The organism is Fischerella sp. JS2, from assembly GCF_032393985.1.
Classification (GTDB): domain Bacteria; phylum Cyanobacteriota; class Cyanobacteriia; order Cyanobacteriales; family Nostocaceae; genus Fischerella.
Genome location: NZ_CP135918.1, coordinates 5,500,877 through 5,520,877, shown reverse-complemented (window position 1 = coordinate 5,520,877; position 20,001 = coordinate 5,500,877). Strand labels below are relative to the sequence as shown.

The 20,001-nt window shown below is 38.7% G+C and carries 14 protein-coding genes; 5 read left to right on the top strand and 9 right to left on the bottom strand.

What is annotated here, in order from left to right:
• Positions 1–255: 255 nt before the first annotated feature.
• A complete protein-coding gene (locus RS893_RS23460) occupies positions 256–735 on the bottom strand; it encodes a GNAT family N-acetyltransferase (protein WP_315788088.1) in 480 nt (159 codons plus the stop codon).
• Positions 736–1,307: 572 nt separating this feature from the next.
• On the opposite strand from RS893_RS23460, the gene RS893_RS23455 reads away from it, so the two are divergent.
• Positions 1,308–2,219 (top strand): MvdC/MvdD family ATP grasp protein, encoded by a 912-nt coding sequence (locus RS893_RS23455; RefSeq protein ID WP_315788087.1) that lies wholly within the window; start codon positions 1,308–1,310, stop codon positions 2,217–2,219.
• A gap of 162 nt (positions 2,220–2,381) precedes the next feature.
• On the opposite strand, the gene tnpA is transcribed toward RS893_RS23455, so the two are convergent.
• A complete protein-coding gene (gene tnpA / locus RS893_RS23450) occupies positions 2,382–2,783 on the bottom strand; it encodes an IS200/IS605 family transposase (RefSeq protein WP_315787365.1) in 402 nt (133 codons plus the stop codon).
• Positions 2,784–2,829: 46 nt separating this feature from the next.
• Between tnpA and RS893_RS23445 the strand changes: the two genes are divergently transcribed.
• Positions 2,830–3,954 carry a transposase gene (locus tag RS893_RS23445; protein WP_315787367.1) on the top strand — a complete coding sequence of 375 codons (1,125 nt, stop codon included), beginning with the start codon at positions 2,830–2,832 and terminating at the stop codon, positions 3,952–3,954.
• A 36-nt stretch (positions 3,955–3,990) separates the two neighbouring features.
• On the opposite strand, the gene RS893_RS30565 is transcribed toward RS893_RS23445, so the two are convergent.
• The 6 genes from RS893_RS30565 to RS893_RS23420 all read right to left on the bottom strand — a co-directional run bounded on the left by RS893_RS30565 (position 3,991) and on the right by RS893_RS23420 (position 11,981).
• Positions 3,991–4,155 (bottom strand): transposase, encoded by a 165-nt coding sequence (locus tag RS893_RS30565; RefSeq protein ID WP_425475845.1) that lies wholly within the window; start codon positions 4,153–4,155, stop codon positions 3,991–3,993.
• 196 nt (positions 4,156–4,351) lie between these two features.
• Positions 4,352–5,043 (bottom strand): IS1 family transposase gene (locus RS893_RS23440; RefSeq protein ID WP_315784082.1). Its coding sequence is split into 2 segments (ribosomal slippage): positions 4,352–4,719 and positions 4,719–5,043, totalling 693 coding nucleotides; the frame shifts between segments, so codons are not numbered across the junction.
• 17 nt (positions 5,044–5,060) lie between these two features.
• Positions 5,061–5,900 carry a tyrosine-type recombinase/integrase gene (locus tag RS893_RS23435; RefSeq protein ID WP_315788086.1) on the bottom strand — a complete coding sequence of 280 codons (840 nt, stop codon included), beginning with the start codon at positions 5,898–5,900 and terminating at the stop codon, positions 5,061–5,063.
• Positions 5,890–6,072: a hypothetical protein gene (locus RS893_RS23430; RefSeq protein WP_315788085.1), complete on the bottom strand. Its 183-nt coding sequence runs from the start codon at positions 6,070–6,072 to the stop codon at positions 5,890–5,892. Before RS893_RS23430 ends, RS893_RS23435 begins: the two co-directional genes overlap by 11 nt.
• 100 nt (positions 6,073–6,172) lie before the next feature.
• A complete protein-coding gene (locus tag RS893_RS23425) occupies positions 6,173–7,300 on the bottom strand; it encodes a sensor histidine kinase (RefSeq protein WP_315788084.1) in 1,128 nt (375 codons plus the stop codon).
• Positions 7,260–11,981 (bottom strand): AAA family ATPase, encoded by a 4,722-nt coding sequence (locus tag RS893_RS23420; RefSeq protein ID WP_315788083.1) that lies wholly within the window; start codon positions 11,979–11,981, stop codon positions 7,260–7,262. The genes RS893_RS23425 and RS893_RS23420 overlap by 41 nt, the downstream gene beginning before the upstream one ends.
• A 387-nt stretch (positions 11,982–12,368) precedes the next feature.
• On the opposite strand from RS893_RS23420, the gene RS893_RS23415 reads away from it, so the two are divergent.
• The 3 genes from RS893_RS23415 to RS893_RS23405 all read left to right on the top strand — a co-directional run bounded on the left by RS893_RS23415 (position 12,369) and on the right by RS893_RS23405 (position 16,706).
• The gene (locus RS893_RS23415; RefSeq protein WP_315788082.1) at positions 12,369–13,298 is read left to right on the top strand and encodes a GIY-YIG nuclease family protein; all 930 of its coding nucleotides are present in this window, start codon (positions 12,369–12,371) and stop codon (positions 13,296–13,298) included.
• Between the two features lie 141 nt (positions 13,299–13,439).
• Positions 13,440–13,742 (top strand): hypothetical protein, encoded by a 303-nt coding sequence (locus RS893_RS23410; RefSeq protein ID WP_315788081.1) that lies wholly within the window; start codon positions 13,440–13,442, stop codon positions 13,740–13,742.
• 441 nt (positions 13,743–14,183) lie between these two features.
• Entirely contained in the window at positions 14,184–16,706 is a 2,523-nt protein-coding gene (locus RS893_RS23405) for a molybdopterin-dependent oxidoreductase (RefSeq protein WP_315788080.1), read from the top strand.
• Between the two features lie 26 nt (positions 16,707–16,732).
• On the opposite strand, the gene RS893_RS23400 is transcribed toward RS893_RS23405, so the two are convergent.
• Positions 16,733–19,276, bottom strand: coding sequence for a hypothetical protein (locus RS893_RS23400; protein ID WP_315788079.1), 2,544 nt, complete (start codon positions 19,274–19,276; stop codon positions 16,733–16,735).
• Between the last annotated feature and the right edge of the window lie 725 nt (positions 19,277–20,001).

Genomic DNA, 20,001 nt, shown 5'->3' with positions numbered 1-20,001 from the left:
GTAAAGGTTGTAGCTTAAGTACGGAATTAGAATCTAGTTTAGATTGGGTTACAAAAGGTTGTATATAAGCGACTAATGAAGATAATACGGTGGTTTTTCGACATTTTTGACGGTTGATGATTATCAAAAAATTATGGTATCATTTACGACTTGTATCCAATGCTAGGAAAAACACAAAGGTAAAAGGTAAAAGTAAAAAAACCTTCCCATTACTTTTACCTTTTACCTTTTACTTTTGGCTATTTGAGGGAGTAGTCAAACAACCTTCTCCATAAACACAGTACATGAACTATCGTTATACCGTTCAATTGAGTAGAAACCAAGTTTTCTATAAAGTTTGAGTGCTTGTGGTTGTCGCTTTTCGTCAGCTAGATCGAGTCTCACTTTCCGATACCCTGCTTGCTGGGCAAAATCGAAGAGCATTTGAGCCATTTTCCAGCCAAACCCCTGTCCTCGATAGTCTTTGAGAAACCACATTCGCTTGAGTTCACAAATTTCATCATCAAGTCGTCGAATTGCCCCTGTGCCTACAACTTGTTCACCATCGACCAAGACTAAGAATATACCGCAGTTGTCGAAATAATGTGACTGCACATTCTCGATATCGGACATTGAATCAAAGCGCAAAAAATCTGCTTCAGTTAGTACACCTTGCCAAATTTCTAGGCTAACTCCCACAACGATTTGCTTGGCTTGTTCGATCTCATGTTGCTGGATTGGTCTAATTTCAACCACTGGCTTTGCTCTGATTATGTAAGGATTGAGGTTTTTGTGGAGGGGAAGAAATTCTCAGGGGGTCTACAAAATCATAATAATTTGAGCGATCGCCAATTTGCTTCAGAGTCCTCTATAATTGTTCAGAAATCAAGACATTCTTCTTTGTATCTTCAATAAGTAATACTTGATTTCGGATCATACTTATGCATTATTACGTTCACCCGTTTCAACTCGAACTCCATAAATTGGAAAACATGATTGTGCATGTTCAACATGTCATATTATGTTCGCTTGAATACTTATGCTGTCGCGTAGGCTGGTAATAGGTAATGGGTAATGGGAAAAACCAATTACCCATTACCCCCAAACAAGCATAATATCGTAAGCAATTAGCCGAACTTGATGTCAATAATCGGGAAGTAAAGAAAATCGCTGATTCTGGATTATTCACTTCCCAGGCTATTGGTGAGGAAGGAGGTGATACGGTTACTACTCAAGCATTTGGTGAAGAGGGGGGTTTTTAAAAAAGTGTACATGATTTAGTGAGCGTTGAAACGCTCACTACGAACTAGAACAATTTAAATACGACTATGAATATTTTAATTTTAGGCAATTCTTCAGATGCTCATGCTGTGCATATGAAGAATGTTTTGACACAGGCGGGAGCGACTGTAGATTATTTAGATACTCGGATGTTCCCCAGTCAACTAAAAATATCTTGGGAACCTAATTCTGTTTTCGGTTCTCTCAAGTTATCTCCAGAATATCAATTAGATTTTCAAGATATTCACAGTGTTTATTGGCGTAGCTTGGGTAGCGTTGGTATTCCTTCTCTAGAAGATTCCCATCAACAAAACATCGCCTTCAATGATTCTATGAGTGTGCTGCGAACATTATTTAAGGCATGTCCAGCACGTTGGGTGAACTCTTGGGAAGCGTATCAATTTCATAAAGAAAAACCTCTACAACTTCGCCAAATTCATCTTTTAGGTGTCAAAATTCCCCAAACTTTGATCACCAACGATCCACAAGAAGTGATCAGGTTTGCTAAATCCTACGAAAAAGCCATTTTCAAACCTGTATACGGTGGCGCTCATACTCAAACTTTAACCGCATCTGTGTTAGAACCGAAGCGACTAAATATAGCTTTGAGTATTGCTCCTGTTACCTTACAAGAGTATATTCCTGGAACTAACGTTCGCAGTTATGTAATTGGTGACTCTGTTTATGCGGCCGAGATTCGCAGTGATGATTTAGACTTTCGCACAGACATAGAAGCGGAATTAATTCCGGTGGAATTGCCAAAACAAATTCAGCAGCTGTGTAAAGACATCGCCAAAGCATTGTATCTAAAATGGACGGCGATCGATTGGCGACAAAATCCTGCGGGTGAGTATGTTTTTTTAGAAGCCAATCCTAGTCCGATGTTTCTCCATTTTGAAAGACAGACAGATTTTCCAATTACCGAGAAGTTAGTAGAATTGTTAATGGTGAGATCGTAGTCAATAGGTTGATGCAATCGCCCAAATCTTACCGCATTTGTGATCGCCTCAAAGACAAAATAGCCTTAAGAGCTTAAGCATGAGCAATAGACTTTTACGAATCGTGATGCGTAAAGCCGCCTTTTTCTAAAGGGCGGATATAAGCGAACATGATGAATTTATTCATCCGTGAAGGGGGTCATTAATATACTCTAAAACCTTCTGAGTACTAATCTTTCCAGTCGTGTCAAACATATAAGAATGTGTCCATAAGCTAGGTAATCTCAATAATTCTGGAAATTCTTTTCTTAGTAGTCTTGATGACCTTCCTTTAAAAGCTTTAACTATTTGAGATATTGAGTGGTGCGGATCATATTCAACTAGTAGATGTATATGATCCGGCGCAACTTCTAATGCTTTGATAATCCACTTCTTGTCATTAGCAACAGACTGGAATACTTCAATGCATCGAAGTTTTAAGTTTTCGTTATTAGCGAATACACGAGCGCGTCTGCATGGTATCCAGATTAAATGGACAGTAGCTAATCCAACAGCATGATTGTAATGATTATAAACAGTTTTCATGTAGATGAGTATTGATTATCTACACCACTGATGATATCATAATCACATGAAAACCCTGAAGTTTAAACTGTATCAGCACAAAAGAAATAGATTCCTCAAGCGCATGATTAACGCGAGTGGGATAATCTACAATCATTGTATTGCCCTACACAAACGCTACTATCGAATGTGGGGCAAACACTTAAGCTGTGCAAAACTTCAATCTCATATTGCCAAACTGCGGAAATGTAATCCATTTTGGCAAACAGTAGGTTCTCAATCAGTACAAGATATTTGTCAACGCATTGAGAAAGCCTACCAATTATTTTTTAAACACAACAAAAAAGGAGTTAGACCGCCAGGATTTAAAAAAGTTAAGAAATACAAATCATTCACTCTTAAACAATCTGGATACAAGTTTTTAGGTGGAAATCGAGTCAAGATTGGGAACAAAGTTTATCAATTTTGGAAGTCGAGAGAGATAGAGGGAACAGTCAAAACCTTAACCATAAAACGCACTCCTTTAGGCGAGCTATTTATGATTATAGTTGTTGATGATTGTTCTAATTCAAAAATCAAGTTTGCGACTGGTAGAATAGCGGGATTTGATTTTGGATTAAAAACATTCCTCACTTGCTCGGACGGAACAAAAATTGAGTCTCCCCAATTTTTAAAACAATCATTAAATGCCATTAGGAAAGCTAGCCGACAGCATTCTAAAAAACTCAAAGGTTCATCAAACAGAGAGCGATTTAGAAAAAATCTAGTTCGCAAATATGAGGATATTTCTCATCGTAGACGTGATTGGTTTTGGAAACTCGCTCATAAATTAACAGATAATTTTGATGTGCTTTGTTTTGAAACCTTAAATCTTAAAGGAATGCAACGTCTTTGGGGTAGGAAAATATCAGACTTGGCGAGGCGTGAATTTCTGCAAATTCTAGAATGGATTGCTAAGAAGAAGCATAAACAAGTAGTGTTTGTAGATCAATGGTATCCATCCACAAAAACTTGTTCTAGCTGTGGACACATTTTAGAAAAATTGGATTTGTCGATTAGACGCTGGCGTTGTCCTTCATGTCAATCTGAAAATGATAGAGATGAAAACGCCAGTCTTAATATTAAAAGAGTCGGGAGTTCGACTCTAGGAGTAGGAGATGTTAGACAGTCTCAGACTGCAATCTCTGTTTGATGCCTGAATCCCCCGTTTTCAAAACGGGGGAGTGGCTCAATTTGAGTTAGGAATTGATAAAAGCGGGGTAAATACGTAATCACAGCTTTTGCATCGAAAACGTTGGTGCTTTAACCCATCAGCTAATACTTGAAAACCATTTTTTTGAAGTTCTTTTGATTTGCAGTTAGGGCATTTTAGATTCGACGGGGTCTTTGGCACTCGTTGAGGCTGTTTTGGGTGTTTATTGTGTCTAGTATCAACTGCACCAGTTGTAGCGTCAAAAGTGGTTTGAGTTTGCACGTTCAAGTACAAAGCGCTGGAATCATCAGGGCGAGCATGAAGATATCTACTGGTGGTTGCGATCGACGCATGACCAAGGGTATTTTGTACCGGCGTTGCTGAATAAAGGTATGTTTTAGGCAGGTAAGGGAACAGAACGATATTTGAGGTAGTGCAATAACAATCGAACAGAGTATCTCAGCATTTCCTCGGTTTTGGAATAACATAAAGTTTTACGATGAAGACGAGCCAAATAATGTCTAAGCCTTGTGTTTTCATTTTCGACTCGTGTCATGTAGGTCTTACTCACAATTTGGTCACCATCAGGAACAAAACAAGGGTAAACAGGGTATCCATCTGTGACGTAAAAATAACTCTGCCAACACTGGACAATGTTCCATAACTGTTGGAAAGTAGTCGAACTACGATCACCTAAAACCCAAGCAAGAATACCTTGAGTAAAGTGATTTACCGCCGTCCACAACCAGATTTTATTTTTTTTGAACCAATAAATGTTTCTAATTCATCTAGTTCTCCCACCTGCGGAATTTCCTTTGAATTTGGTGTATCCGCCAATTGTGTACCCACTCGTTTAACCCAATGAATAATGGTAGTATGATGAACGTTTTTCACCCTTTCAATTCCACGAAATCCCATACCATTGACGTACATTTTTAGGCATTCTTGTTTGATTTCATCCGAGTAGCCCCTGGGTGGTTTATAGACATCAATGAATTGACGACCACAATCACAGCAAATGTGATTCTGTTTACCTCTTTTCTTTCCATTCTTACGGTTATGACAAGATCCACAGCGTGGACATTCCATGATTAATTGACCTCAATTCATACCGCTATTATGCAACGCCTTTGTACCAAATGTAGTGGCGCACCTCGGTTGAGGGAATGGGTTGCGTGAGCGTGTCTCAACCAATGGGGAGACACCTTTTTATCAATACCCGCTTTTTGTGCCGCAGCAGCCACAATTCGATTAACTTGGGATTGGTCAAGGGTTCTGCCAAGCGAATCTTTCTCCCTGGACACGAACACAGGGTCTGACCCAACAGCATTGTTCTTCAACTTACACAGTTTCTTCCAAACAGGCTCGGGCAGAAGCACGATTCTAGTTTTTCCACCTTTGCCGAATATAGTCAATTGTCCACCAGGCTTTCTTGCAGATAAATCCTTCCAACGCAAAGCGCACAATTCTTGCACCCGCAAGCCACCGGTGTAGAGCAACAGCAAGATAGCCTGATTTCTGGGGTTTTTTTCTGCTGAAATCATCGCAGCCACCTCTTCTTCAGAGAGGATGCGTTCGTTGAGAGTATCCTTAATTTTTGGCTGCCTTAAACCTATACTCACATTCGTCGGCAACATACCAATTTTATGCCCGTAACTCAACAGTGATCTAACAGCAGCCATCTTTAACCTTTGTGTATCAGGGGCGTAACCAAAAAAGGTATCCTGCCAGTTTTGAAGGTCAGCTAATGTGACTTTATGGAGTGGTTTTTTTACCCAACAGAGAAACTCACTTACGCAACGCCTGTAGCCTCGTTGTGTATCATTAGACAAACCATGCAACCACATTTCAATCAGGTGATGATCTGTGTCAGAGGTTGTCAAATCAGGCTTTGAGTGTTCGTAGTTTACCTGCATGAGTGCAAACAGATAACTCTTATCTTGCACTCAATTTTATCAGATAGTGTGATACGTTAGATAAAATTTTTATACCCGCCCCAACTACCATCAAAAAGCGATCGCAGGGGGGCGAAGTTAATGCTGGTACCCGCAACAGACCGTAAGAAATTTTAGTACTTTGTTGTAGGCGATCGCTCGCCAAATAGTTGTTGATCGACATCGGGGAACGATCAAAGTAGATTCTGTTCTCGGGATAATCTATATCCACATAAAGCAAATTTTTTCAGACATGAATCCAAAATCCAAAATCCAAAATTGTTTCACCTTGGTATTGTAATGACAAACTCTGCTCCTTGGTTGAGTGCGGAATTCACTTCGAGAGTACCACCGTGTTTTTCCACAATAATTTGACGGGCGATCGCTAACCCTAAACCAGTACCTTTACCAACGGTTTTCGTAGTATAAAGATGGTCAAAGATTTTTTGCTTGACTTCCTCAGTCATTCCGACACCATTATCTTTGATACTAATATTTACTTGTTTGCAGTCTTCACTCAGTTTAGAAGTGATGGTGATCAGGTTTGGGTTAGCTTGAATATCAGCAAAGCTACGTCCAAGATTTGACTCTTCCAGTGCATCGATGGCATTAGCCAATATATTCATAAATACCTGATTTAACTGTCCTGGGAAACACTCAATGTGGGGTAAATTACCGTAATTTTTAATGATATTAATTGTTGGACGGTTTTCATTTGCTTTGAGACGGTGTTTGAGAATCAAAATAGTGCTATCTAAACCCTCGTGAATGTTGAAAGCAACTTTATATTCAGAATCGGCGCGAGAGAATGTACGCAGGCTATTACTAATTTCGCGGATGCGTTGCACCCCTTCTTTCATAGAAAAAATTAATTTTGGTAAATCTTCTCGCAGATATTCTAAATCAATATTTTCGATTTCTGACTCAATTTCTTCGCCTGGTTTCGGAAATTTATCTTGATAAAGAGTAAGCAAATTAAATAAATCTTGAACGCCTTCACATGCTGGCTGAATATTGCCATTAATAAAGCCAACAGGGTTATTAATTTCGTGAGCGACACCCGCAACAAGATTACCTAAAGCGGACATTTTTTCGCTTTGGATAATTTGTAATTGTGCTTGTTGTAAGTTTTGCAGTGCTTGTTCTAGTTCCTGAGATTTTTGCTGTATAATTGCTTCTGCTTGTTTGCGTTCAGTTATATCTAAAACTACACCATCCCAAACTAAGGAACCATCTTCTTGTGCTTCTGGTTGAGATACAGCTTGAATCCATTTCAATTTGCCTGCTGGTGTAATAATGCGCCATTCATGTTGAAAAAGTGTGAGATTTTGCGCTGATTCCAACATCAACTGCTCAATTTTTGTAATATCCTCAGGATGTTCTAAAGAACGTAAGGTTTGATTTCCAGACATCAATTCTTCTGCTGTTACTCCATAGAGGTTGTAGCAACCAGAACCTAACATATGGCATAGAAGCAGTACCATCCGCAGTGAGGTGGAGTTGGTAAATAACTCCAGGGATATTATTAGCAAGCTTTTGCAATAGAGCTTTACTTGCTCGTAAATCTGTATAAAGTTGAGCATTATCTAAAGAAATGCCAGCTTGGGTACAGAGAAAATTTAAAATAACTAAGCGATCGCTTGTAAATATCCCTTGAGTCAATTTATTTTCCAGATAAAGAATACCCACTAAATGTCCTTGATTGAGAATTGGCATACATAACGCACTCTTAGGTTGAACAAAGTGCATATATTCCCCAATCAATCCAGAAATATCAGTTTGCAGATTGTCAATAACTACTGTTTCTTGAGTATTTTTGACATAATGAATCAGTTCTTTAGGGATGTCTCGACAAGTTTCTATCGGTTGTGTGTCTAAGATAGTTTCTATTTCACCCTGGAAATTCGCTTCGTGATTGATATAAGTAATTGCTCGTACTTGCCAGGTATCTCCTTGAGGCAAAATTAATACAGTCTTTTTAGCACCAGAGTTTTCTAAAATAATGTGGGTGAGGCTGGTAATGAGTTGATCCAACTCGATGGAACTAGAAATAGCTTGAGCAGCCTTAAGGACAGAGGTAAAATCGAGAGCATCAGAAATACTGTTGCTGCTACTGCTAGAAGTGCGAGTGGATGAAGAAGTCCTAGCAAAACCAAGATTAGCAATGGTTTCTAAGGGATTTAGGTTAAGTTGTCGCTGTTGCAGAATTGGTTGCAACAATTGGGGATATAGTTTTTCTAACTCATCAGCTAAAGCTGATGCTCCCCAATGAGCATAGCAGTAGTAGGCTTCCTGCATATAGCCTGCGGCCACTTTTTCTTTACCCCATTCCAGGTAAAATTTGGCAGCGAGTTCATTAGCGATCGCTTCTTCTTGCATATATTCGTTATCTTTAGCTTGGGCGATCGCGCGATCATAAAGTTCAGCAGCTTGCCAACATTGCCCTAATACTCGAAGTTTTTCAGCCTCTACTAAATTATGACGATGCTGATTATTCATTGGAGCATGTTCCGCCCAGAATTTCATTTTTTCTTGGTTAGTTTTCACTTGTTCTAAATACTGTTGTCTTTCTTTGATATTTGCTTGAAAATAATGTGCCAACAAAGCCAATGAATGATAAAAATTAAGAATAACAACTTGCATAAAACCAAAAGCCGAGCCTGCTTGTTCATTAGCTAAGTTAACTTGTTCTATAGCCTGAGCATAATTTCTAAACTGGTAAAGTAGAATTGTTTTAGCGACATAAAAAATAAACAGCACTGTACCACTTTTAGCTGTAATAAAATTTGTTAGCATTTGCAATTCATTAAAACTTTCGCCAACTAATAAATATTTTTCTGAAGATTGTCCTTGTAAATTTAAACCTAGTTGTCGCCATATTTGAGAAAAATGAATCGGAATTTCCTGTTTAATTTGCATGCAAATTTCTATATACTTTGCTTGTTGATTAACAGCAAACTCTAAATTATTAGCTGAAAAGAATAGATAACTGCACAAATTAGCAGCAGAATATCCTCCCCATTCAATATCTCCAGTATCTATCCCACTTTGTACTGCTTCTTGCAAGGGTGTAATACTATTTTTTGCATGTTCTTTCCAAGTTCTAATGTTAGAATTATATAAATTATAAATTTTAGCCTTTAATTCTTTAGCATCAAATTTTTCCAAGAGTTTTAAAGCGATATTACCAGCATAATAACCGTCATTTAATTTCCCAATTCCAGAAAGTAATAGGCCATAAAAACAGTATGCAAAAGCTGATAATTCTGAATTACCATGTTCAATACAAAGATTAACCATTGTAATAATCACTTGGGGAAAAATTTCTGGTTTTGCCATAAAAATAGGAGCGCAGAGAATTTTTAAAATCCCCATTGCTGCTATTTTATCTGGGGCTTTCATTACCAAAAATTTATCTATATCTGCTAAATTTGGTAAGTCAATTACTAAGCTTTCCTCATTAGTTAAATTTATCAAATTAATGTCCAAATTTTCTAACACTTGCAGCCCAAGTTCTACTGCTTGCAGCATTTTTAACTGGGCAATATAAATTTGCATTTGTAGTTCATAAATCTTGACTTTATCCAGTAGCTTTTTAGTGTTTTGTAAAGCGATCTCAGTTAGTTCTGTGGCTTTGGTAAAGTTAGTATTTAAATATTCCGATTCGGCAATTTCAATATATAAGTTTAAAGTTAAATCATACTGAGATTGCCAACAATCAGACTCTAGTAATCCTAAAGCAGTGTTTAGATAATTTGCTGCTGCCTCATAAGCTGTGGCAGATTTAGCTTTATGACCTGCAATTAAATTAAGTTGGGCTAGCTGATTTTTTTCTACTTGCTCAGTAATTAAATCTACTCCTATATTTAGCTGGTTAACTATTGTAAAAATATTTTCATTTTCTTCAATTTGAGGAGTATTTTTTAACAGAATTTGCCCAATTTTTAAATGAGTCCATTGCTTCTGAGATTTAGGAATCAAAGAATAAGCAGCTTGTTGAACACGATCATGCAAAAATTTATATACAACAATCTCACTATTTTCCTGATTAACTGCTTGATTTACATCACCAACATAAAATTTATAAACATTACTCTGGGGTAAAATTAATCCTTCCTGCAAAGCCTTCCATAAACACATCGCAGTTTCTATGTCTGATTGTTCAAAAATAACTGCTAATGTTTTTAAATCAAATTGATTACCAATACAAGCAGCTAACTGCAATAATTGTTGAGTTGATTGAGGCAGATTTTGCAATTTAAATGCCATAAATTCAACCACATCATCGGTTAGCGATCGCTGATTAATTTGTGCAATATCACATTGCCAACATCCATCTGACAAATTAAACTCAATCAAGCCATCTTGATGTAATCCTTTTAAAAATTGAGAAGTAAAGAATGGGTTTCCTTTAGTTTTTTGATAAATTAATTGTGAAAGAGACCATGCTAATTCTTCTATGCAACCCAATGTATCAGCTACTAACTGATTCAGTTTTAAATAACTAAGATTTTTTAGTGTAATTGTATTAATTTTTGCATTTATCTCTATAATTTTATCTAAAGTTAACATCAAGGGATGGGTTGGTGTGACTTCATTATCTCTATATGCCCCAATTAATAACAAATATCCATTATTCGCATCACTAATTAGTAACTCTATAAGTTTCAATGAAGCAGAATCAGCCCATTGTAAATCATCTAAAAATACTACGAGGGGATGCTCTTTAGTAGTAAATACTTGAATAAATTTTTGCAATAATAAATTAAATCGATTTTGAGCAGCGCTACCTGACAATTCTGGCGCTAGTGGTTGTTGCCCAATAATCATCTCTAATTCGGGAATAACTTCAATAATTACTTCTCCATTTTCCCCTAAAGCTTCAAGAATCTTAGTTTTCCATTCTTGAATTTCTTGATTACTTGCCGTCAATAACTGTCTGATTAAATTGCGGAATGCTTGAACAAATGCTGAAAAGGGAATATTACGATTGAATTGATCAAATTTTCCTTTAATAAAATAACCACGTTGTTTAACTATTGGTTTATGAACTTCATTAACAACTGCGGTTTTACCAATTCCTGAAAATCCCGCTACTAACATTAATTCTGATGCACCATTAGCAACTCGTTCAAAAGCATCTAGCAGTGTTTGAACTTCTTGCTCTCGACCATAGAGCTTTTCTGGGATAAGAAAACGGTCTTGAATATCTCTTTTACCGATTTCAAAAGCTGGAATTTCTCCTGTTTCTGTGAAGCTGTGCAAGCAAGTTTCCAAGTCATACTTTAATCCTAAAGCACTTTGATAGCGTTCCTCCGCATTTTTTGCCATGAGTTTGGTAATAATTTGCGAAATCACAACTGGGACATCAGAATTGATTTGATGAGGTGGTTTTGCTTGTTTTGCCAAGTGTGCGTGAACTAATTCCATTGCATCATCTGACTGAAAGGGTAATTGTCCAGTCAGTATTTCGTAAAAAGTCACACCCAGCGAGTAAAAGTCTGTGCGATAATCAACTCCTCGGTTCATGCGCCCAGTTTGTTCAGGAGATAAATAAGCTAGAGTTCCTTCTAAAACATTAAAACTTTGGATTTCTTGCACTTCTCGCGGTAACAAAGAGGCGATACTAAAATCTATTAATTTTACTTGTTTGGTCTGGGGATTAATCAAAATGTTGGCTGGTTTAATATCTTTATGAATAACGCGATCGCTATGCAGTTGACTCAAAATATCTGCAATGGGAATTGCGACTTGCAAGAAATTTGTGAGGAATTGCGTATTTCTCTGTTCTATTCCCCATTCTTTTAAAGAAATTCCGCCAAAATCCTCCATGACTAAAGCGTAACCGTTACGGTAGCTTTCTAAGCTGTAGGGTTCAATCACACCAGGTAGGTCGAGATTTTTAGCAATGACGTACTGATTACGAAATTGTAGAAGTTCGTGAAAGCTAGGGTATTCCAAACGCATCAGCTTTATCACCACTGGTTTTTGGTCTAGCTGTCGAATACCCCGATAAACTAGCGTACGCTTACCTGAGTAAATTTTTTCTCCAATACTATAACCGGGGAGTTGAACCTCAACGATGCTGACCATACCTGCTATCTCCTACTAATCTAGAGTTAGTATTCCCACTCAACATCCCCAACTTGCACTCAACGGTTGCTGACGATTAGAAAGATAATGGATTTAGGATGGATGCGCGATCGCGGTCTTTGTGATCGATTTAGGAGGGGTGTAGGGAAAGATCGCGCACTGAGCGCGGGATTAAAATAAGAACGCCATAGACGCGTAGCAGCTTCTCGTAGAGTAATACATCTTTCTTCTCCTACACCCCATACCCTTACACCCTTACACTCTAGTTTTTGTAATAGATAAAGCAAAATAGTTAGGAACAATTATCGTTGTTGAAATTATCCTTATTTGATAACTTAATTTTTGTTATAACCAATTGCATCTGCCAATTTTATCAAAGGTTTTTCAATGTGGTTGAAATTTGGTGTAAATTCAGACGGTAATTTAGTATGTATTGAAGATGTTTCTAGGGGAAAAACTTCACTTACATGTCCCTATTGCAGTAGTGGACTAACTGCTAAAAAAGGCAAAATTAAAGAGCATCATTTTGCTCATAATCACGAGACTTGCCGTCGAATTGCTAAGGGTGAGTTTCCATTTTTACCATTTTATGATAACTTTAATATTAATTTATCTAGCAAAGATTTAGAGCAATTAAAACTGCTTTGGAAAGAGTATGGGTCTAAAAATTACCCAATTGATGCTCACGCTTGTTTTCCTAGTTTAATAAAAGCAGGGATGTTGAGGAAAAATGTTTACACAGTTCCCAAAGCCTATGAATTTACTCATTTAGGTAAAATTCCTGTTGGAGCATTAGAGTTGATGCACTTTAACGAAGTGCAAGAGCCATTATTGCAAAGTAAGTTACTGAAACTAGAACTATCTGTAGCACATGCTAAACATAAAAATTCTCCAGACTTATCATATATGCTAACTGATTTACAACTGTATCGCGCTCAACTCAGACGCATTTTATCTTGTAGTCTCTATTTTTTAGAAATTCAAACTTCAAAGAGTACTTTATACAAGATAGGAGTAACTACAAGACCGATTCAAGAGCGAATAGCAGAAATCAAAAAAGATTTATTTTCCTATCATCAAACTGTTACTCCTGTAGTGCTAGGAAGTTGGAATCACAGAGGGAATGTAGAAAAATATTTCAAACACCGCTATCAGAATTTTAATTATCCCATTGGTAGTTTGACAGAATACTATAAATTTAATTTTGATGATATTAAATCCGTGTTGTCTGACCTACAACAAATGAAACCGAAAGTACTATCTCCTGTTGAAATAGATATTCTTGAAAACAAACCTAGCCTTGTCATTATGCAATAGTGAGTATAGCGATCTCTTTGCCTGTGCTATTGCAACAATCAGCACTTATTGAAAAGCAACTGTTTGAGGTCATAGAATGGTGCGTAGACTCAGTAGTTTTTGTAAATTAAAAAGCTGTTGTATTTGTTGCAACTTCAAGTCATGAAAAATACATTATTTGACAAAACCTTCCGTGACAGCGATGGCAAAATTGTTATAGCTCAGATGCCAAATCTACCGATTATTGTCTGGTTCACAGCTAGTTTACTCAAACTAGTTTTTCCAACAGGTGAAATTAATACAGGGTTGGACGTACTGGCAAATGGCTCTTTGTTTACTTGGGCATGGTTGGAATTATTTCAAGGCGTTAATTATTTTCGTAGAACGCTAGGTTTGGTTGTACTTATCGGTCTTATCGCCGCAAGAACTGTAGGTATTGATGCACTTGGGAATTTTGGTTTTTGATGCCATAGCAAGCACTCAAATCCAAAATGTACTATAGCTGTTGCTGTTCTCGTTTGGATAGATGCAATACACTTGAACCCCACCCCCAACCCCTAATAGCACACGCTTAAGGGACTGAATTTGTTATTTCCCCCCGAATATCGGGGGGATTAAGGGGGGTAAATCCAACTTGTGTGTACACGGTAGGCTTGCGCTTAGGGGAGCAAAAGCTAGGTGCAGACATTAAGTTTTGATGCAAAACAGTTCAAATACAGCAACCGAGAGCGATAATTTTCAGGCTACATTTGAATGAATTTTCATATGAATTAACATTCATGTTGATAATTATTTTCCTATTGCAAAGTGATGCACCCAAAATCACGGATTTCGGCTCTGCAACTACACCACAAGATGTAACCGCTACTTAACTACTTAAGCTCAACATCCAGAAGGGGCATCTCAATGACATCAAAGGGAAAGAAAAAAAGTTCACGTAGGGGTTTTCTGCAAGGAGTAGCAATTACTACAGCTGCTCTGACGGGAGGCGAGTTGCTCAACAAAGAGCCAGCAGAAGCTGCGGCCGAAGGTGAATTTCCGGCAGTCACACCACAATCAACAACAACTGAATTTGACTTTACGCAGAAATCAGGTGTCTTGCAACCAGATCAGATTATTGATAGTGCCTGCCAATTTTGCAACTCCCTTTGTCGTTTGAAGGTTCATGTCAAAGACGGACGTATTATCGATGTCTTGGGTGAACCAGACGATCCAGTCCAAGCAGGAGGCTTTTGTGTCAAAGGCCCGATGATGACCCAATTAGTTTACAATCGCTTCCGTCTGAAAAGTCCAATGAAGCGGGTTGGAGGAGAAAAAGGTTCTCCCAATTCTAAATTTGAGCCAATTTCCTGGGATGAAGCCCTCTTAACCATAGCGAGGAAGTTTTTGGCACTGAGGGACGCGGGCGAAGCTAGAGCGATCGCTAACAAAACTTCTGGCAGACTACCACGAGGTACGGGTTCTCTGGTTGGGCGTTACTTCACTCTCTTGGGTAGTCCCAATGACACTGATGTCGGCCCTGTTTGCAACGATGCTGGTGGCAATGCCTTAGCATGGACTTTTGGTTTAAGTAATTTTACTAATGGCTACGGTATTGATAGTGCAACTGGAAAAGAAGACTTGGGGTCTGCAAGATTCTTTCTGTTTTTAGGAACAAACCAGGCAGAAACCCATCCTGTGACCTTTGCCTATCTTCTCAGGAGCCGCGCTCAAACCAAAGCCAAGCTAGTCGTCATCGACCCCCGCTTAACTCCCACAGGAGCGCAGGCAGACGAGTGGATTGCACCCAAGCCACACACAGACCAAGCTTTGGTGTTGGGAATGCTCCATCACATCGTTACCAACAATCTCTACGATGCTGTCTTTGTCAAAAAATGGATACTGGGTTTTAATGAACTGAAAAAGCATCTCGTCAGCAACAAATATACACCAGAATGGGCTGCGGCAATTACTGATGTCCCAGCAAGTAAAATTAAACAGATTGCTGAAGCATACGCTAAAACTAAGCCTGCTGCTATCTTCTGTAATGCAGGAATTTCTCATCAACTGGGAGCCTTTGACACGTATCGCTGTTTAGCATTTTTGGCTGCGATTACAGGTAATATTGGCATCAACGGTGGTGGTTGCAACTTCATGCACAACACTTGGCCCGGTGCTTTGAACTTGCCACCCATCAAGGATAAAACCCCAAACAAAGATATTGCCCTGCCCGTAGGGCCTGATTATTTTGCTGAATCTATCCTCACAAGCAAACCCTACCAGTTAAAAGCCATTGTCACTCAAGGTAATCCCCTACTCGCTTGTTCTAATACAACTAGGGTACAGGAAGCTTTTCGCCAACTGGAATTTTATGTCTACACTGGATTGTTTATGGAGGAGTCAGCATACTACGCTGACATTATTTTACCTGTTACTAGTGGCTTTGAAATGCAAACCGTCTATATGCGGCGAGATGATCGGGCAATCCGTTGGCAAAATCAAGTAGTATCTCCAGTTGGAGAATCAAAACCAGACTGGCACATTTGGATTGATTTAGCACACGCCACAGCTAAGTTAGACAAACGCAATCCACCAGAGTACTGGAGGGAGAATTTTCCGCAAGCATGGAAAGACTACCGTAATCTTTGGGCGACATTTGTCGCCAATACTCCTGGTATGGGCGGTATGACTGTTGAACGAATGTCCAAGCGCACTGAACCTTTACGCTGGCCCTGTCCAACAGTGGATCATCCTGGTGTCAGCACGCTTTACTTAGATCATCCTTCTTGGTATAAAGCAGCAGAAGCACTTAACCCACAAAACAAAGGCAAAAGATTCCTTACTCCTAGTGGCAAGATCGAAATTTACACACCTTTACAGCAAAAGCAACTAGCTAGTGCTGGACACTCTGCCTTACCTATCTTCTACACCCATCCGGAAGTTACAGGTAATAATCCTAGTATTGAGTATGAAGCTCAACTGGTTAAAAATCCGGTTAACCCTCAAGCACTGACTCAAAAAGTTATATTGGGAAAAATTTCAACAGGGGAAGTGCATAAACAGTACCCGCTAATAGGAATAACCGGTAGGTCTAGTGTGGTTCATTTTCACTCAGTTACACACTGGACTTATAGAGGGAAGCAAATGAATGGTGTTCGTTTCATTCAAATCCACCCAAAAGCAGCACAAACAGTAGGTATAAAAAATGGTGATGGAATCATCGTTGAAAGTCCCAGAGGATCTATCAATGGAACAGCGCTGATTTGGGATGGGATTCGAGAAGATACAATTTTCGTGCCTAATTGGTTCGGTCAACAGCAAAAAATGGCGGAAGAACTCGCGACTCCCTACTACGTACCAGCGAATATTTTGATAGATAAGCAGTACTACGACAATCTCTCAGGACAGCAGGCTTTCAAATGTTTTGCCTGTCGGATAAAGAAGGCGTAGCCGAGAGTGCGATCGCACTGTGTAGTTCATTTAACTTGACAAAGCCAAGATCCGCTTTTAATCCGCTCGGCGATAGGGTGTTTTGTTGTCGCTCCAGGCTCAGATGTGTTACGATGCCATTCTTGCCAAGTCTGTGCAGCGAGTTCGGAAAACTCACCCCGCACTTGAAACCAACTAGGATTATCTTCTCTACTCCACAAACTACATAGCAAATCTAAAACTTTTTCTGAGGTGCGGTTCCTAATAGGATTCAGTTTGTTTTTGTTTGATTCACTTAAGTGATCTTCTTCCTTGAAGACCCTGCTTAGTCCCTCCTTAGTGCTAAAGTTGCTAAGCTTTTGTGAGCATCTCGAAATATTGAAGAGTGCATCACAAATCCGACGATTCAAGCTTAAATATACAGACCCCTTCAGTGCCTTTAAAAAACACTCTAAAGCACTGGTAGGGTCATCTTGGATAAAAAGTAAATATTCTCCATCAAGCAAATAAATCTCTGAAAGAACAGCTTGGCAAAAATTTTGACTGTGACCAGCTGTTAAATCAGTTTTAGCAAGTTTATTAGCAAAGTTGGATGCCTGTCTTGGCAAATTACCATCTCCAAGTCTGACCCAGATTCGTCCTGCTAAAGCTAGCCATCGAGACGCCCGTTGAGTTAAACCAATACGTAATGCATAGTGTGCTGCTCTGAGAAAATATTCTGCGGCTTTTGAGAGCGTAGTTTTTTGATCACAAAGGTAAAACTCTATGCGCGCCACATTCCCATAAATTTCAGACAAGGCTAGATAAACATCCCAACCAGGATCTTTGTAGCAAGATCCTGGTTTAATTGCACCCCTAATTTTAATGTCCCATTCTTTTAATCCCAGCCACTTGCTTCTGTTGCTCTGGGAAAATAAATCTGGCTCATGTCCGCAGGAAAGCTTGTACAAGTAGACCTCTGATTGAATTAAAGCCTGGATAGGAACAAGTTCTTCTTTTACTTGCTCGTCTTCCTCAAAGACTTTTTCAATTTCTTGAATAAGCAGTTGTGCATTACTGATGTTACCTTGAAAGTTTGACAGTCTTAGATCCAAGCGTTTTGCAAGAAAATAGCAACGGTAGAAGTTAAGTCGATACGAAAAGTAAATATTCTCTTTGGGAATTTTCTTTAATTCTTCTCTGGCTGTATCAGCAATTTTCTTAATTTCAGCAGGCTGACACTCCTGATCAAGAAATTGAAATTTTTGAAAAGCTCTTCTTGCTCTAGTTAATCGTTTTCTCAACTCAGAGAGAGCTTTGCAGACTGAACCGTAGATTTCTAGATCGAGTTTCCCATTTGTGTTTTGATCTACGAGCCATTGTTTGGCAGCATAGACAATTGCTTGCAGCATAGTGATAATTGAGTCTCGGTCTACCCAAATTCCCTGATACTGTTGCTGATTGCCCAGAATTACCGTTGTTTCAACTAAAGAATCAATACTGCTGTCTAAGGTCTTTGTTGAGATGCTGACGTTAGCTACATCTTCTGTCAAACCCATGTGTAGGCTACAAGCACCGATAGCATTTTCTAAGATTGTGTTGCCAGAAGTATATATCCATTCAATCGGCTCATTAGATTTGCCATCATGACTCAGGCTACAAGTGACTATCGCCATAATCACTGGAGTCAGTGAATCAAGCGACTTTGCTTCTAGTTGTGTTGTTAAGCATGAACCTGGAGTATTCAGATCGCACTCCGCCTGATGACCTATCTGGACAAATTGATGGTATAAATCGCTATACTCCTCTTCTGCATTAATATATCGAGATAAAGTTTGGAATTCTAACTTTTGAACTCTAATACGCAGGTTAGCCACGTCTTTAGGCATTTGCTCCTTGATGACAATACTCAAAAAAAGCGCGATCGCTTCTTGTCGGGTAAAGTTTGTCTTTCCTCCGGCTTTAAGTCTTTTCCAGGTTCGTTCTAGCTTGTCAATTACTTCCAGCCTCAGTTTTAAGCCCAACGTAGGGTAAGATTTGCAAGATCTGCGTAGTTCCTCAATCAGATGCCCTAGAGAGTCATTATCTCGATACTCAGAGTTCTCCTGAGAAGACTTTTTACTTGCAATTGCTATTTTGTTACTTGCGATCGCCAAAAACTCTTGAGTTGTGGGCAGTAAATCTTCAAAATCCAAAAACTCAAGCAATGCAACTACTTGAGCAACTTGAAAAAACCTTTCTGGAGTTACCCGAATCATCTTGGTTTTTTCTGGTAAAAAACCTGCGGACTCCAGTAACTCGTCTACTCCAATCTCTTTCAATAAACCTCGTAGTTCCTTAGAATTTGGTTCGACTTGTTCTGTTGTTTTTTCAACCTCTGTTTTTGATTTCCTCTTAGATGCTTTCCCGTTTTGTAGACTCTCGCACAGTTTGATCAAACCTTCACGATCAATCGGTAACCGCTCTTTTACCCCATTCAAAAAATCAATCACAACCGGTCGGCTAACACCCATCCCTTGTGATAGTTCCACCTGCGTTGCTCCCAATTTATCTAGGAAGAAGTGGAGCATCTCCCTTAGTGCTTCTTGATCTCCAACACTTTCTTTACTCATATTCTGGAATTCTATAAATTTTTAATGTCAATTATATTGACATTAAAACACCTGTATTTAGTTTTTTTGTATTTAAGTATACTTAAAATCTTCAAAAACTTGCTTTATAGTTAACAGGTACATGAAATTTACAATTTTTGGACAAAATTAGTCAAAAAATTTATTTTTAGTATCACCAGATACAAAAAATGTTTTTTTTATGAATGTATTATTCACATGTATACAAGCTTAACAGTAAGCTAAAAGATTATGCTTCCCAAAGCAGTAGAGGAAATCCTCTATTACTGCAAACAAAGGATAGCTAGATTTCAGAAATTTAAGGATACTGGACTTATAGAAATCCGATGTTGCCCACATAGAGGTCAGTACAAAGTCGAGTGTCGCTGCGGAGAGTTTGAACATTTCCCAATTACGCCAGAAGACCTGGCTGTTTGGAACCCACCTCCGCTGCCTAAACAATGGGAAACGCTGGAAACCTTAGAACATGTTTTGGTCACACTTAATAGCGCATTATTTGAGACTTTTTCTCAACGGCAAGGCTATGCGACTATTATAATTTTCTATCGCTCACATGACGATCAATACGGGTTCCAGTTTATGCCATCAGTGATTTACGGAATTAAGCCTTGTTGACCCTAGAGGTGATAACGTAAAGCTCAACCTCATGAATTTTTGGATTGAATCTTACTTGGTGTGAGAGTGGTTCCGAACAATCTAAATAAATT

Bases quoted from the DNA above. Each gene is read 5' to 3' on its own strand.
- RS893_RS23455 (WP_315788087.1), top strand. From the start codon at position 1,308: ATGAATATTTTAATTTTAGGCAATTCTTCAGATGCTCATGCTGTGCAT.
- tnpA (WP_315787365.1), bottom strand. From the start codon at position 2,783: ATGAAAACTGTTTATAATCATTACAATCATGCTGTTGGATTAGCTACT.
- RS893_RS23445 (WP_315787367.1), top strand. From the start codon at position 2,830: ATGAAAACCCTGAAGTTTAAACTGTATCAGCACAAAAGAAATAGATTC.
- RS893_RS23430 (WP_315788085.1), bottom strand. From the start codon at position 6,072: ATGTCGATCAACAACTATTTGGCGAGCGATCGCCTACAACAAAGTACT.
- RS893_RS23425 (WP_315788084.1), bottom strand. From the start codon at position 7,300: ATGTCTGGAAATCAAACCTTACGTTCTTTAGAACATCCTGAGGATATT.
- RS893_RS23420 (WP_315788083.1), bottom strand. From the start codon at position 11,981: ATGGTCAGCATCGTTGAGGTTCAACTCCCCGGTTATAGTATTGGAGAA.
- RS893_RS23415 (WP_315788082.1), top strand. From the start codon at position 12,369: ATGTGGTTGAAATTTGGTGTAAATTCAGACGGTAATTTAGTATGTATT.
- RS893_RS23410 (WP_315788081.1), top strand. From the start codon at position 13,440: ATGAAAAATACATTATTTGACAAAACCTTCCGTGACAGCGATGGCAAA.
- RS893_RS23405 (WP_315788080.1), top strand. From the start codon at position 14,184: ATGACATCAAAGGGAAAGAAAAAAAGTTCACGTAGGGGTTTTCTGCAA.
- RS893_RS23400 (WP_315788079.1), bottom strand. From the start codon at position 19,276: ATGAGTAAAGAAAGTGTTGGAGATCAAGAAGCACTAAGGGAGATGCTC.